The 13,235-nt window shown below is 51.8% G+C and carries 16 protein-coding genes; all 16 read right to left on the reverse strand.

Going from position 1 to position 13,235, the window contains the following annotated elements; all coding sequences use genetic code 11:
* Complete coding sequence (locus tag BN2373_RS03395; RefSeq protein WP_053942763.1) at positions 1-414, reverse strand: phage holin family protein; 414 nt, start codon at positions 412-414, stop codon at positions 1-3.
* An 84-nt stretch (positions 415-498) separates the two neighbouring features.
* Positions 499-1,275, reverse strand: coding sequence for a hypothetical protein (locus BN2373_RS03400; protein ID WP_053942764.1), 777 nt, complete (start codon positions 1,273-1,275; stop codon positions 499-501).
* Positions 1,247-1,486 carry a hypothetical protein gene (locus BN2373_RS03405; RefSeq protein WP_053942765.1) on the reverse strand — a complete coding sequence of 80 codons (240 nt, stop codon included), beginning with the start codon at positions 1,484-1,486 and terminating at the stop codon, positions 1,247-1,249. Before BN2373_RS03405 ends, BN2373_RS03400 begins: the two co-directional genes overlap by 29 nt.
* Positions 1,483-1,716, reverse strand: a complete 234-nt coding sequence (locus BN2373_RS03410; protein ID WP_053942766.1) for a hypothetical protein — start codon at positions 1,714-1,716, stop codon at positions 1,483-1,485. Before BN2373_RS03410 ends, BN2373_RS03405 begins: the two co-directional genes overlap by 4 nt.
* A gap of 17 nt (positions 1,717-1,733) precedes the next feature.
* On the reverse strand, positions 1,734-3,731 hold the full coding sequence (locus tag BN2373_RS03415; protein ID WP_053942767.1) for a phage tail spike protein: 1,998 nt from the start codon (positions 3,729-3,731) through the stop codon (positions 1,734-1,736).
* On the reverse strand, positions 3,731-4,471 hold the full coding sequence (locus tag BN2373_RS03420) for a hypothetical protein (protein WP_053942768.1): 741 nt from the start codon (positions 4,469-4,471) through the stop codon (positions 3,731-3,733). The genes BN2373_RS03415 and BN2373_RS03420 overlap by 1 nt, the downstream gene beginning before the upstream one ends.
* Positions 4,468-7,386 (reverse strand): phage tail tape measure protein, encoded by a 2,919-nt coding sequence (locus BN2373_RS03425; RefSeq protein ID WP_053942769.1) that lies wholly within the window; start codon positions 7,384-7,386, stop codon positions 4,468-4,470. The genes BN2373_RS03420 and BN2373_RS03425 overlap by 4 nt, the downstream gene beginning before the upstream one ends.
* A 213-nt stretch (positions 7,387-7,599) precedes the next feature.
* Complete coding sequence (locus BN2373_RS03430) at positions 7,600-7,974, reverse strand: hypothetical protein (RefSeq protein WP_053942770.1); 375 nt, start codon at positions 7,972-7,974, stop codon at positions 7,600-7,602.
* Entirely contained in the window at positions 7,974-8,576 is a 603-nt protein-coding gene (locus tag BN2373_RS03435; protein ID WP_053942771.1) for a major tail protein, read from the reverse strand. The genes BN2373_RS03430 and BN2373_RS03435 overlap by 1 nt, the downstream gene beginning before the upstream one ends.
* 6 nt (positions 8,577-8,582) lie before the next feature.
* Positions 8,583-8,900 (reverse strand): hypothetical protein, encoded by a 318-nt coding sequence (locus BN2373_RS03440; protein ID WP_053942772.1) that lies wholly within the window; start codon positions 8,898-8,900, stop codon positions 8,583-8,585.
* The gene (locus BN2373_RS03445; protein WP_053942773.1) at positions 8,893-9,276 is read right to left on the reverse strand and encodes an HK97 gp10 family phage protein; all 384 of its coding nucleotides are present in this window, start codon (positions 9,274-9,276) and stop codon (positions 8,893-8,895) included. Before BN2373_RS03445 ends, BN2373_RS03440 begins: the two co-directional genes overlap by 8 nt.
* Positions 9,276-9,608, reverse strand: a complete 333-nt coding sequence (locus BN2373_RS03450) for a phage head closure protein (RefSeq protein ID WP_053942774.1) — start codon at positions 9,606-9,608, stop codon at positions 9,276-9,278. Before BN2373_RS03450 ends, BN2373_RS03445 begins: the two co-directional genes overlap by 1 nt.
* 1 nt (position 9,609) lies before the next feature.
* Complete coding sequence (locus BN2373_RS03455) at positions 9,610-9,873, reverse strand: head-tail connector protein (protein ID WP_053942775.1); 264 nt, start codon at positions 9,871-9,873, stop codon at positions 9,610-9,612.
* Between the two features lie 75 nt (positions 9,874-9,948).
* On the reverse strand, positions 9,949-11,139 hold the full coding sequence (locus tag BN2373_RS03460) for a phage major capsid protein (RefSeq protein WP_053942776.1): 1,191 nt from the start codon (positions 11,137-11,139) through the stop codon (positions 9,949-9,951).
* 14 nt (positions 11,140-11,153) lie between these two features.
* Complete coding sequence (locus BN2373_RS03465; RefSeq protein WP_053942777.1) at positions 11,154-11,981, reverse strand: head maturation protease, ClpP-related; 828 nt, start codon at positions 11,979-11,981, stop codon at positions 11,154-11,156.
* Complete coding sequence (locus BN2373_RS03470) at positions 11,917-13,227, reverse strand: phage portal protein (RefSeq protein ID WP_053942778.1); 1,311 nt, start codon at positions 13,225-13,227, stop codon at positions 11,917-11,919. The genes BN2373_RS03465 and BN2373_RS03470 overlap by 65 nt, the downstream gene beginning before the upstream one ends.
* Positions 13,228-13,235 lie beyond the last annotated feature (8 nt).

A 13,235-nucleotide genomic window follows, 5' to 3' on the forward strand; every position in this document is an offset into this window, starting at 1 on the left:
TTATTTTTCCTCCTTTTCTGCGCGGTCATGAAGCTGTGCCAAGACCGCCTTGAGTTTGTCCGGGACAGGAAGTCCCAGATGAGTCGCGTTTTCCACAAGCGACAGCCCTTCGTTTGAGAGATAGAAGAAGATGACGGCCGTGCGAAGAATCGCGCCCTGTGTGATGACGTTGGTGTCAATGATGTTGGCAACGGCGACCAGAATGAAGATCACGACCTTTTTGGCGATGCCTTTAAAGCCGACTTCGCTTGAGAGCTTTTTGTCGGAGACGGCGCACATCATGCCTGTCACGTAATCGCAGATGACAAAGGCGATCAGCGCATAGAGAAGTCCGTCAAAGCCTCCTAAGTAATAGCCGAGCCAGCCTCCGATGGCAGCAAAGATAAGCTGCAAGGTGTTCCAGAATTCTTTCATGAGTTCACACTTCCTTTCTTGCCTTTATGAGGCATAAAAAATGCCGCTTGGAAAGCGGCTAACAAACAGATAGAAAAATAGAATCTATGCTTTGGAGATAAAGGTTATCGATCCGAGCAAGTTCAGCGGATAGGCCACAGGTCCCGGTATAAGAGCACCAACCACGCTATCGATTATAAAAGCCGGATAGTTTGCTGCGCCATCTCCATAAGCTATTGCCGTAGCAAAGCCGATGGAGGACTCATCTTCTGCGATAGGTGAAACGCAAAGCGGCTGCAATCCGTCCGTTGAGGTATTTTCCTTTACGGTGACGCTGAAAGATAAGACACAGATTTTGCCATATTTTTTAATTTTGCTCATATCGCTTACCACAACTTTGTCGGAAGGTGCAGTAAGCGTAAAGGCCTGAAACTCCGGAATTACAGATGTTAAGCGATGGTTCACCTTGGATAATTGGTCACTGACCGCTTTGGCATCGGCGACCTGACCTTGCTTGGTAAGCGTAGGGTCAATCAAGACCGCTCCGGCGCCGGCGATAGCCTGATCCAGCTGTTTAAGCTTGGTGTCGATGTCCGTCCTGAGTTTCGTAAACGTCGTCTGACGGGTGCTTTCCTGAGCGGTGCGCGTTGTCTCGTTATGCTTGCGGGTTTCTTCCTGCGCGGCTCTTGTTATTTCTGCAGATTTTCTTGCGTTTTCCTGTGAGATGCGCGTCTTTTCTGCAGCTATCCGCGCGCTTTCCGCCGCCGTGGTGGTTTCCACCTGCGTGTTGATGGCGGCAATCGAGTCGTGGATGGCTCCGCGCACGTCTTTGCCGTAGACGGCCGATAAAATTTTACTGAGATAGGTCTTCACGTTGGCCATGTTCTTTTTCCTCCTTCCCGTCCGCTGCGCTGATCTGCTCGCTCATAAGGGCTATGCGCTGACCTTTTTCTTCTGAGAGCAAGGCTTCTATGAGGAGGTCAAGTAAAAAGCCGGGAAGCTCATACTTTCCGGCAGTTTGGTTGAGTGCGTATCTCAGTTCGTTTCTCGCTTTTTCAAGGCGCAGGATGAGGGGCAGTTCGTTTTCTTTCATAGCGCGCCTCCGAAGAGCTTCACGAAGAAGTCGATGATCTTTCTGAAATTGCGGGCAGCCGCAATGAGCTCAGAGGCATCCTTATCTGAGATTTCTTCGTGCTTGTCGGTGCCTAAGATGATCTCGATGGCTTTTTGCCACTCATCGTCTTTGATTGGAAAGACCGTATCATCCGGCTTTGTTGCTTCTTTTTCGTTTGACTTTTGTTCGATCAGTTCATGTTCGTCCATTGCTGTATCCTCCATGTTTAAAATGTTGCTTCAATCAAAATTCCATTTTTAAACCGCATGCGACATCCGTTTGACCAGCTGGCGACCGTACCGTCGCTGCTCATGGCATTGATCTTTACAAAATGAAAGGCTCCGTTGATGGCTCCGTCAGGCCAGCTGACATTTCTCAGTCGGTTATAGTGCATGTCGATGTCACATCCGGCATTTAACATCCCGCCGGAGAAGTTTCCGAAAGATGATCTGGCATAGGTCCAGACCATCTCATAACTGCCACCACCCATAGGTTGCGCCGCCCATGTCATATAATCTCCGGTTCGCTCGAGGTCAAAGTTGAGGCCTGCAATGGTGTTGGAGCCGGCAAAGCCGTTTCCGCCGACAAGACCGAGTTCTTTGTTCTGGTAGTAGATGGAGAGCTTGCCATAGCCCAAACGGACTTTGGTATCCCCGGAAGAAGCAACGATACTGCCGTCAATATCGGCTCCTTTGGCGGTGAGGTGCCCATAAGTCGTGAGCTTAAAGTTCGGAGAATCCACCGAGAGCCTTTTGGCACTTAAAGCACCTGTGCTCATGTTCCAGCTGATGTTCCCGGCTCTGTCCTTTAAGGTTCCGGCACGAATCAGATCGGCATTTAGCGTGCCGGTCGTGATGTAATCGGCCACAATCGCACCGTTCATTGTGATGGCGGTGCCGTAATAGCCGTTGTAGCCGGTCTTGGAATAGCCCAGACCGTTCACGTTCCAGCGCCACACCTTTTTGGCTGTATTCTTGTCCGCCGTGTCCATGATGAGAATCTCGTTTTTGCGGGTCACGACGTGTCCGGTCGTAGCTGCTGTGATAAGCGCGGTGGCGTTATCCTTGGCAAGGCGAAGCGTGTCGGACTGCGTGGGAAGCCGCTCGATGCGCTCGACCAGTTCTTTTTTCTCGCTGATGCTTCGCTCAGAAAGACCTGCCTTCACTTCGGTTCCAAGTACCACCGTAGAGGATTCAGGGTGATCCAAAGCGATCGTAAGCTCCGTCAGCGGAAAGAACCTGTCCATGCCATGAGGAGGCGAGATGACACGAATACGATCTCCGATCTTCATCGCTTCCATATCGGCATGCACAAGATGCAGATCGACAGCGGTGAGCGCCAGGGTGACATCGGCAAACTGGCTGTCTTTAATATATTTTTCCGCCTTCTTCTTTAAGTTGGCAGGTACAGAGATATTTTCGAAGCTCACGGTTTTGGTGACGATACCGAAGTTTTGAATGGCGGAAGCCGACTCCACATAAGTCTTGCCACCGTTGACGCTCTTAATGGTGGTATATTCCTCAAGCGCGGCAATGCTTGATGTCTCAAGCCTTTTGCCAAGCGGAATCACACGGGTAGCGATGTCTTCTGCCAAAAGCGTGTCGGTGTAGTCAAGGAGGTTTTCTCCGAACTCAATCACCTGTGTGTTGGTGTTATCGGATTCTGCAAGATAGTCCAGATAGCGAACCTCTCCCACATGGCGCACACGAAGAAAGCCGCCCAAGCGTTTGACGAGTTTGTCGGTGATGGCATCAAGGGTAGTCTCCCAGTTGGTGTAGCGGTAAAGCGAGTCGTTGGGGTCGGTAACGGTGACCTGTCCGACCGTGAAGCGCTTATTGTGCGCGCCGTCTTTTGCCATCTGATTGTTGTGCTTGGCAATAAGCGTCTCAAGAAAAGCGCGGAGCGAGATGTCATGAAACTCAGAAGGCTCCTGCACGGAGTCCAAAAGATAGGCCAGTTCTCCTTCGCAGGTGATGCTCTTGGTGCCGTAAAAGTCCCGCTCAACCGATAAAATGCGGCCGTAAAAGAGTGCCACACCGTCACGCTCCACACGGACGGTGGAATCCAGCGCTTTGAGCTTTTCGTAGAGCGGATTGATCTTCGGTACGCGGGCAGAAAATGTGCCGGATTTTCCAAGCGCCAGCTCCAGCACCGGATCAATAAGAACAGCCTCATCATCGCCCGGTATATAGAGCACGTGCTCATCTAAAAACACTTGGTACATTAAAGGTTTCCTCCTCTCACAGATACGGTGACGGTGTAGGTTCCAAAAAAGCGCAGCGTGTCGCCGGATTCAGGAATGACAAGGTCGGCGAAACGATTTGTGCCGGCATGAAGCGTCCATGACTTTCTCAGCTTGATGGAGTAGACGTAGTTTTTCCTGCCTTCGGTTTCTTGGTAGTTTCTGACATGAAACGTCGGCACCATCGGAACATGCGATCCGGGAACAAGAAGGTCGATATAAGAGCTTACGCTCACATCCCGATAGTCCCGGATGATGCCGCTTTCAAAATTGAACGTATCCCAAAGCCAATCCTCATCGCTTGCGGCAAGATCCCATTTATACGGATCGCATTCGATCTCCAGTTCAATTTGTCCCAAAGCGCGGGTGCGCTCAAAGTTTTTTACTTCGGCTCGGCCTTCAAAATAGTATTCCGGCTCGGAGTCCAAGATGACCTTGACATGCTTTCCATGTATTTCGTTGAGGAAGGATCGGAGCCTTCCTGCCCAGCTTTCGATCTTTCCGATGCCGCCAAGCGTAAAGGAGAGCGTGCGTCCTTCGTATTCGCATCGTCCCGTCAGAGCCTCTGTGAGATCGAGGTGCTTGGATGATCCGGGAATCTCAACGATGAGTGTTTTAGGCTTTGGCATACCGACCACGTCGGTGTTGGATACGACAAGCCCGTAATTCTTCCATGTGTGTTTGCCGTTTAGAGTGGCTCCAAAGCTTATGTTTTGGTTCATTTCATCCTCCTTCCTACGTAAGCGGCGCGTCTTCCCAAGGCTCCATCCAGTTTTGGTGTGAGTGCTCCGACCAGCGTACCGGAGTCCAGTACGATGTCTTTTTCCGAATTTCCGGCAATGATGGCGAGGTACTTTTCCATGAGTGTTGTGTCCCGGGCGGCAAGCATGCCTTCGAGCTTGTCGTAGAAAGACTTGAGCGGCAAAATCGCCTCCGATCCCGCTTCGCCTCCCGCCATAAGGGCACTTCCGTTCATGCCGAAAAGCGTCGGTCTCGTCATGATGCCGCCTTCCTTGTACCAGTCAATGGAAAGGTGCGGCACTCTGGGCGGCACGATGGAAAAGCCGCCGGAGATCGAAAAATGCGGCAGCTTGATATGCGGAAGCTCGATGTGAAGGCTGGAGAAGAAGCCTTTGATCTTATCGATAATGCCTTTGATGGTGTTTTTGGCCGCTTCGATCGGTGCGGTGATAGCGGACTTGATGCCGTTCCACACGGAGGTGGCCGTGCTCTTGATTCCGTTAAAGATGTTTGTCACGGTGGACTTCAAGCCGTTAAACACATTTGAGACGGTTGACTTAATCCCACCTACCACACCGGAAATCATGTTTTTGATGCCGTTCCAGATACTGGATGCCGTGGTGCTGATGGCCGTGAAAACCGAGGAGACCGTGTTGGACACAGCACTTACGGCTCCCGTGACAACAGACTTGATTCCTTCCCAGATGCCGGTGAAAAAGGAGACGATCCCGTTCCAGGTGTTCTCAAAGAAGGTCTTGATCGCCGTCCAAACCTCGCTCCAGTTCGTGCCAAACCAGCCTAAAACGGTGTTGGTGACACCGACCAGCGTCTCCCACGCGGCCGTAAAGATGCCCGAAATTGCTGTCCAGATACCGGAGAAGACTTCCTTGATGCCGTTCCACAGCTGACTCCAGTTGCCTGTGAAAAGCCCTGCGAAGATGTCAAAGATGCCCGTCAGGATGTCGAGGGCTCCTTGTAAAATCGCGGCAATCGCCGAAAAGGCGTTCTCAAACACCGGCGCCAAAAGCTCGGTGAAGCCGTTCCAGATGGCAGATACCAGCTCGCCGAAGGACTGAAAGTCAAAACCTAAGGCGTTGATGCGTTCGGTGATGCCGGATGCGAAGTTTGAAAAAGCCTCCTTGATGGTGTTCCACGTGCCGATAATGGAATCCCTAAAACCTTCTGAGGTGTTCCAAAGATGCACAAAAGCGGCAACCAGTGTGCCGATAATGGCAACGACTGCCACCACGGGAGCGGAGATGCCGCCGATGGCAGCTCCTATTTTGCTCATGAGACCGGACATGCCGCCCATCTTGACCATAAAGCCGGTGACCGCTTTTCCTACACTTGAAAAGGTCGTGATAAGCGATCCGATCGAAGAGGTCAGCTTGCCGATCACAATAAGCGCAGGTCCCAAGGCGGCGATAAAGAGGCCGATTTTGATGATGGTGTTACGCGTTCCTTCGTCCATGCCGTTTAACTTGTCGACGAAATTTTGAAGCCAGGTGACGAGTTTTCTGATCGTAGGCATTAAGGCATCGCCGATGGAGATGGCAAGTTCCTGCAGCTGACTTTTTAAGATGGTGAGCTGTCCGGGCAGGTTATCCTGCATGGTTTCTGCCATCTTTTCTGCCGAGCCGTCACAGTTATCAATAGCAGACGAGAGCTTTTCGATATCGGCAGGGGCCGCGTTCATGAGGGCGAGAAAGCCGCTCATGGCGTGCTTTCCGACTAATGACTCTGCCGCCTGTGCCTTTTCGGACTCAGAAAGTCCCGAGAAGGCCTCCCGGCAGTCGCCCAAGATGTCGGAAAGAGAGCGCATGGAACCGTCCGCATTGGTCGTGGCCACTGTGACCTCACCGATGGATTTTCCTGAAATGGTGAAGTCCTTGCTGAGGTTGGTCATGACGGTACGAAGGGCGGTGCCTGCCTGTGTGGATTTAATCCCGGAATTTGCCATAAGGCCGATGGCCTCTGCGGTATCTTCAGCGCTAAAGCCCAAGGCTCCTGCAATCGGGGCGCAGTATTTAAAGGTTTCGCCCATCATGGAGACGTTGGTGTTCGCATTGGACGACGCCGCGGCGAGGATATCGGCAAAGTGTCCGGAGTCTTTCGCGGAAAGCCCAAAGGCGGTTAAGGCATCGGTCACGATATCGGAAGTGAGGGCTAAATCTTCTCCGGATGCGGCGGCAAGGTTCATGATGCCGTCAATACCGGAAATCATGTCTTTCGATTTCCAGCCGGCCATCGCCATGTAGTTCATGGCGTTAGCCGCGTCGGTGGCGGAGAACTTCGTCTTTTCGCCCATCTCACGCGCTTTATCGCGCAGGGCCTGAAAGTCCTCTCCGGTAGCTCCGGATATTGCAGAGACCTTCGACATTGCTTCATCGAAATCACCTGCGGTCTTGACCGCCAGTGCGCCAAGTCCTCCCACGGCAAGAGAAACCGGCATGATCTTTTGCCCCGCGCCCGTGATAGCGTCACCCGCTTTGGTGAAAGCGGCTCCTGCCGCATCCATCTTGGAAAAGACTGCGTTGGTGTTGACCGCTTCCTGCTGGAGTCCTTTGAGCTTTTCTTCGGTTTCTGCGATCTCACGCTGGAGCGCGTCGTATTTATCCTGCCCGAGGTCGCCGGACTCAAGCTGCGCCTTAGCCTGCTCCGAGGCAGTCTTTAAGGTGTCGAGCTTCTCTTTGGTTGCGACAATCGCGTCCTTTAGCATCTTCTGCTTTTGCGCGAGAAGCTCGGTATTTTTCGGATCAAGCTTTAAGAGCCGATTCACATCCCGAAGGGAGGACTGTGTGGTGCGAATTGTCGATTGAACGTTCTTTAAGGCCTTGTCGAGACCTGTGGTATCTCCGCCGATTTCCACGGTGATGCCTTTAATGCGAGATGCCATAGCTGTCCTCCTTTCCTAAAAATGAAGAAAGGCACCTGACGCATCAGATGCCTTAGAACCTGTCGTAGTCTTCCTGCGTAGCGACTCTCTTGTAAGTCGCCGAGTCGTTTGCTTTCTCCGTCCACATGTCCAATAGCAGCCCTATGGAGATAAGATCCATGTCCCGTATGGGCACGCCGATCTCGCAGGCGCGAAGCAAAAGAAGCGGCGTGGTCATTTCCCGTTCGCTTCGCGCTTGCCTTTTTTTGGCGTGACCTCGGTTTTGATGTTTTCTCCCCAGAGAGCGAGAATTTCCGGCAGCACCTGATAGATGGAAAACATCTCAAAGCCGTCCAGCCACTCCTCAATGGAAGACGGAACCGTGCTGTCTGCGTGAAGGGCCATGATATAGGCGACGTTTTCGAAGATCTCGAGGTCTTCAATGGGAAAGCCGCCGTCCTCGTCCTTTTTGCCTTGATAGCTTTTCTCGAGCTTGGCTAAGTCCTTGAAGATATCCCGACCGAACTTGGCGCGATAAAGTCTCGGGATCGCGGCAGACGATCTGAACTTTACAAGCTTTCCGGAAACAGTGATGGTTTTCTCGATCATTACTTGCCTCCCGTGCTCTCAGCACTCATAGTCGGCACGTAGACCGCCTTGTACCAGTTGGTATAGGTGGCAGAGTCGGTCGCATCTCCGGTCTTGGCTTTCACAAGACCGTCGGCTCTCGGATCTGCCGTCATGGAAAGCGTCTCAGTACCAGGCTCTATCGTGTCTTCCTTCGTTTCCGACTCAATCGAAGGGCGAGATGCCGTGCAGTTATATAAGGCATGTCGAATTGCCTTGACGTCGCCGTCAAACTCGAAAAGCAAAGCGAACTTTACTGACTCTGCGGTATTGGAGTTTTCGACCAGCACGCCTTTGAAATCGAGCGTCTCCTGCAGGATCTCGGTGCGAAACCACTCCGGGATGAGCGCGATCTCAAGGTCACCGGAGTAACCGTTGTTCGTGACGGTACGGAAGTAGACGATGCCGTCTGCATAGAACGGTGAGGATTCACCTTCTGCATCGAGTGACAGAGACACCGCTCCGGGGATTGCCTTCGGGGTTTCGTAGGTAAAGGTCGAAACACCGTCTTTGATGGTTTCTTCCATCTTGGCGGCATAGACGTTTTTAATGTTGTATTTGACTTTGTTGTTTTTATTTGCCATGTTTCATCATCCTTTCAGCTCAAATGAATAGGAAACCTCGTAGAGGTCTTCTGCGTTGATATAGACTTCGGCCTTGTCGAAAAACTGATCGTGGCGGATAAGAAGGTCTTCGATTCTTTTTTCGAGCGCACGGTCTTTTTTGTCGGTGTAAAGCTCCAGATAAAATCGGTTCACGGGAAAATACACCTGACCGTCTGCCGCAAAGTTATGCGACTCCGCTGTTACGTAGCAGATAAAGGGCGGATCAGGTGCCTGGCCTTCTTCAAAATGGTCGTAAGCAAAGGGAAGCGCGACCTCTTTCAATATTTCTATGATTTCATCCATCTTTGATCATCCTTTCAATCTCTTTCATAAGCTGCTCTTCACCGATTGTCTCGGCTGGCGCGATATGAGGAATTGCCCTCGTCCTGCCGCCGTTCCGTTTGGCGTGGCCGTGTTCCAAGAGGTGTGCCAGCTGGTAGCGGTTACGAGAGTAGACCGTCACCTGCAGGGCATGGGAGGACTCGGAGGTTTTCTTTTGCGTCCAGCTTTTTTGATAGTCGCCGTGCTTCTTTGGCGCATGCGCCTTGATTTCATTTTTGGTGGTCGTTGCCGCTTTGGTGACGGCTTGCTTCATGCCTTCCGTTGTTGTTTTGGCATAGGCGTTGAGTTCCTCCATCACGGCATCGGCAAGGCCGGAGATTTTGATTTTTCGGCTCATCAGGTTCTCTCCTTTACGCAGAAAAACTTGATCGCCCGCTTCCTGAAAGATAGGTGGTCAATTTTTTCGATGTCGTAGGCGCAGCCCTGAAAGACGATGCGAAAGTCTGTCGTGTTCATCGCTGCCGCTTTCGTACACCACCTGACCGTCACCGCCATGTCCGCCTTATCCACTTCAGAAGCTGCGATAAAGATCTCACGTCCGCCTTCTCCTGAGATGGTGGCGGCACAGGTGTAGTCGTCTTTCCACGTTTCGATTTGGTTTCCGATGGCATCACTTTCCACGGTTCTTTTTTGGAAGGTGACGGTGACATTGAGCAAAGCGATATCCATATCAGAAGCTCACCTGCCTTTCTCCGAAAAGAAGAGCGCGAAGCGTCAAGGTGAGCGCATGGTGATCGGCTTCTTCTCGGTGTTCGTAGAGATAGGCCACCGTAAAAAGCACGGCAATGCGCCCGTTTTCAAAAGAAGAGAGGTCTTCGGTGCGTGCCACGTTTTTGACCAGCTCGGTGGCAGAGGGTATGAGCGACTCGATGAGTGCGTCATCGTCGTTAAAATCCACGCGGAGATAGTTTTTCACGTCTTCAAGGCTCAGCATGCTTCCTCCTTTCCTGTAAGGGAAAGGCGGCTCCCTCGTATAAAGAGAGCCGCCTTATGGCTAAGACGTTTATTTTTACGCACCGGCTTTGAGAATCTGCACGGCCTCGGGCAAGATCAGTTTTCCGTCCACACGTTCTTTGGCAACGTAGCCCACCATGCCGTTTCCGGCAAAAAGCTCTCGAAGTTCCTGAAAGCTTCTGGTTCCGCGGTCTCCGATGTTGTAATAGGAAAAATCTCCGAAAGCCACGCCTGCTTTTCCCGTCTCCAAAACAGGGCAGAAGGCAGAGGTCTTAACCGGATAGCCGCAAAGACGGTCCGGTTCTCCCGCCTGATAGCTTGGCTGCCAGATGTAGGCCTGATTGTTATCCTTGAGCTTTCGAAGGGCGGCAAGTGTCGCATCGTTTAAGATAAACGCGGCGTTTTTGCGGTATGGGCGCTTCAAAGAGTAGATGAGCGTCAGGATATCGTCGGTTTTAAGCGCCGTGCCTGTTAGTGTGACGGAGACCTCTCCTCCGCCGGTTGCGGCAAAGATGCCGAGCGGCTTGTTTTTGCCGTCACCGTTTAAGAAGGCATCTTCTTCCGCATTGCCGAGCGCTTTGCCGAACTGATCGATGATGTAGCTTTCCAAATTGAAGGCATTGTCGTAGAGCAGCTCTTCAGTGACTTTAATCGCTACATGAAGCTTATGGGCATCGAGCACCACCTGATCAAATGTCGCCTCGCCGAAACTTAAGGCCTGACCTTCCTCGATCCATGCCGCGGCAGGCTTAGTAGCCGCGATATTGATTTTGTGTTCGCCGGACGTGGTGATGGTCGTGGCGAGGCTTCGGAAGATATTCTCTTCGGTCAGCTTGTCAATGAGGCGGCTGTCCCATTCTTCAGGTACCAGATAGCCGCCATTTTCGTCTTTACCTTCTTCCAAGATGTTCGAGATACGCTTAAAGCCGGTTCGCAGGGCAACGAGCATATCCTTGGCATAGGAAGAGGAGGCACGTCCGTGCTTTTCTTCCGTCTCTGTGGAAAGCATGGCCGGTTTTGCCGTAAGCGGCGTACCGAGTGGCTTGCTCATCTTGTCTTCGATGTCCTTTTGACGGCACATGCGCTCAATTTCTGTGCTATAGGCTGCGATCTCGGCTTCCATCTTGTCGTAAGCCGCTCCGTCTTCAGCGCTAAGCAGTCCGTCTTTGTCTCGATGGGATTCCAGAAAAGCCTTTGCGGCCTCCCAGGTCTTGGCACGTTTGTTCAAAAGTTCAGTAATCGTCATGGTAGGTTTCCTCCTTAAATAAAGTGTTTGATAAGATCAAGGCGTGTTTCCAAGTCCTTGACTTTGTAGCTGTGGGTAATCGGTTCTGCCGTTTGGGCAGGCGTTTTTGCCTCACAGGCCGCCGCATAGTCACAGAGCTTTTTGTTGATGGCGGCTGCGACCTTGCGGCGTGAAAAGAGCATCGGTGTCTCCGTGAGGCTTTCAGATTCTTTTCCGTTTAGCACGGCACTTTCACCATTTGTAGGATCTTCGTTCTCGCCTTGCGGATAGAGATCCTGCCTTGATGTGATGCGGTCGGCAAAGTGCAGCTCTACTGCCTTTTCCGCGTTCATCCAGGTCTCTTCATCCATGAGTGAAGCGAGCTTTGCATGAGAAAGACCGCTTTTTTGCTTGTAGGCACCGATGATGGATTCTTTGACCTCGGATAACATCCCGATGGCACGCTGCATATCCTGTGTATCTCCGATGGCCACGGTGGATGGGTTATGGATCATGAGCATGGAAACAGGACTCATGAGAATCTCATCTCCCGCCATCGCAATGACTGATGCGGCGGATGCCGCAAGACCGTCAATATTGACCGTCACCTTGCCTTGATAGTTCAAAAGCAGGTTATAGATCTGAGCGGCCGCAAAGCAGTCGCCTCCCGGTGAGTTGATCCAGACGGTGATGTTGCCTGTGCCGTCATCAAGTTCGGATTTAAAAAGAGCCGGTGTGACTTCATCGTCAAACCAGCTCTCCTCGGCAATCACGCCGTCCAGGTATAAAGTTCGTGTTTCATTTTCGTTTGGATCGGGACTTTTGTTTTTCGTCCATCTCCAAAATTTCTTCTGTCGGTTCATCGGTATCCTCCTTGTTTTTCGTATAAGCCGATCCCGCATCGGCAAGCTTCACGACATTGCCGTTTAAGACATGCAAATCGCCGCCATCTTCTTTTGAGAGCAGATCCATATCTTCTAAGCGCCTCACATCGTTGACCGAGAAGATGCCGTTTTGTATGCCGGTGGCATAACCTCGCATGCGGCTCTCATAATCGCCCCGCAAAATCCCGTCCACGTTAAAGCGAATGAGATAGTCTTTCTTTTGTTCGGGCAAAAGAAGCGAACGCTGCATGGACTCCTCAAAGCGCACGAGCCACGGACGCAGGGTGTAGGTCATAAACTCCAAAGATTGGTGCTCGATATTGGAAAAGGTCGCATGTTCGAGATCTCCGATCATATGGGGCGGCACGCGGAAGATGCGGGCAATCTCATCGATTTGAAACTTCCGCGTCTCAAGAAACTGCGCGGCTTCCGGTGATATGGAAATCGGCGTGTAGGTCATGCCTTCTTCCAAAATGGCGACCTTGTTGGAGTTCTGCGATCCGCCAAAGCCCTGCTCCCAAGACTGGCGGATCTTTTCCGGGTCTTTCACCACGCCGGGCATGGATAAGATGCCGGATGGGTTTGCGCCATTTTTAAAGAATGCCGCACCGTATTCTTCGGTGGCCATTGCCATGCCGAGAGCGTTTTTCGCCATCGCAATCGGGCTGTATCCTACAAGACCGTCAAAGCCGAGGCCCGGAATATGGAGTACCTCAGAAGGAGAAAGCCTTACCCGTCCGTTTTTAAGCGTTGGAGCATCGCTTTTACTGACCTGATATTCGTAGTAAAGAGTGCCATTTGCATCCCGGTCAACCGTCATTTTGTTGGCCATGAGCGGGTATAAGGCGACAACTTCACCTTTGCCGTTTCGGATAATCTGTGCATAGGCGTTGCCCCACAAGAGCAGATGGCACATGAGGGTTTCCCGGAAGATAAATGAGGTCATCTCCGGATTCGGCTCATCGTGCAGCAAAAAGTAAAGGGGGCTGTCCGTTGCTTTCTCTTTGCCGGCATTTCCTCTGAGGTGAAAGAGATGGAGCGGAAGACCGGCGACCGCCTCAGCTAAAACTCTTACACAGGCATAGACGGCAGTAATCTGCATGGCAGAGCGCTCCGTCACCGCTTTCCCCGATGTGGTGTGCCCAAAGTAAAAGCGAAAGGCAGAGCCGGCGGTTTGATCTTTCGGCTTATCTCTTGAATGAAAAAGTGACTGTAAAAATCCCATAGGCAAAA

The sequence above is a fragment of the Kallipyga gabonensis genome (assembly GCF_001286805.1).
In the GTDB taxonomy this organism is placed as follows: domain Bacteria; phylum Bacillota; class Clostridia; order Tissierellales; family Peptoniphilaceae; genus Kallipyga; species Kallipyga gabonensis.

What these genes read in the sequence shown, in the direction of transcription:
- BN2373_RS03435 (WP_053942771.1), bottom strand. Translation starts at nt 8,576, where the DNA reads ATGGCAAATAAAAACAACAAAGTCAAATACAACATTAAAAACGTCTAT.
- BN2373_RS03395 (WP_053942763.1), bottom strand. Translation starts at nt 414, where the DNA reads ATGAAAGAATTCTGGAACACCTTGCAGCTTATCTTTGCTGCCATCGGA.
- BN2373_RS03440 (WP_053942772.1), bottom strand. Translation starts at nt 8,900, where the DNA reads ATGGATGAAATCATAGAAATATTGAAAGAGGTCGCGCTTCCCTTTGCT.
- BN2373_RS03400 (WP_053942764.1), bottom strand. Translation starts at nt 1,275, where the DNA reads ATGGCCAACGTGAAGACCTATCTCAGTAAAATTTTATCGGCCGTCTAC.
- BN2373_RS03425 (WP_053942769.1), bottom strand. Translation starts at nt 7,386, where the DNA reads ATGGCATCTCGCATTAAAGGCATCACCGTGGAAATCGGCGGAGATACC.
- BN2373_RS03470 (WP_053942778.1), bottom strand. Translation starts at nt 13,227, where the DNA reads ATGGGATTTTTACAGTCACTTTTTCATTCAAGAGATAAGCCGAAAGAT.
- BN2373_RS03445 (WP_053942773.1), bottom strand. Translation starts at nt 9,276, where the DNA reads ATGAGCCGAAAAATCAAAATCTCCGGCCTTGCCGATGCCGTGATGGAG.
- BN2373_RS03410 (WP_053942766.1), bottom strand. Translation starts at nt 1,716, where the DNA reads ATGGACGAACATGAACTGATCGAACAAAAGTCAAACGAAAAAGAAGCA.
- BN2373_RS03430 (WP_053942770.1), bottom strand. Translation starts at nt 7,974, where the DNA reads ATGATCGAGAAAACCATCACTGTTTCCGGAAAGCTTGTAAAGTTCAGA.
- BN2373_RS03450 (WP_053942774.1), bottom strand. Translation starts at nt 9,608, where the DNA reads ATGGATATCGCTTTGCTCAATGTCACCGTCACCTTCCAAAAAAGAACC.
- BN2373_RS03455 (WP_053942775.1), bottom strand. Translation starts at nt 9,873, where the DNA reads ATGCTGAGCCTTGAAGACGTGAAAAACTATCTCCGCGTGGATTTTAAC.
- BN2373_RS03415 (WP_053942767.1), bottom strand. Translation starts at nt 3,731, where the DNA reads ATGTACCAAGTGTTTTTAGATGAGCACGTGCTCTATATACCGGGCGAT.
- BN2373_RS03405 (WP_053942765.1), bottom strand. Translation starts at nt 1,486, where the DNA reads ATGAAAGAAAACGAACTGCCCCTCATCCTGCGCCTTGAAAAAGCGAGA.
- BN2373_RS03460 (WP_053942776.1), bottom strand. Translation starts at nt 11,139, where the DNA reads ATGACGATTACTGAACTTTTGAACAAACGTGCCAAGACCTGGGAGGCC.
- BN2373_RS03465 (WP_053942777.1), bottom strand. Translation starts at nt 11,981, where the DNA reads ATGAACCGACAGAAGAAATTTTGGAGATGGACGAAAAACAAAAGTCCC.
- BN2373_RS03420 (WP_053942768.1), bottom strand. Translation starts at nt 4,471, where the DNA reads ATGAACCAAAACATAAGCTTTGGAGCCACTCTAAACGGCAAACACACA.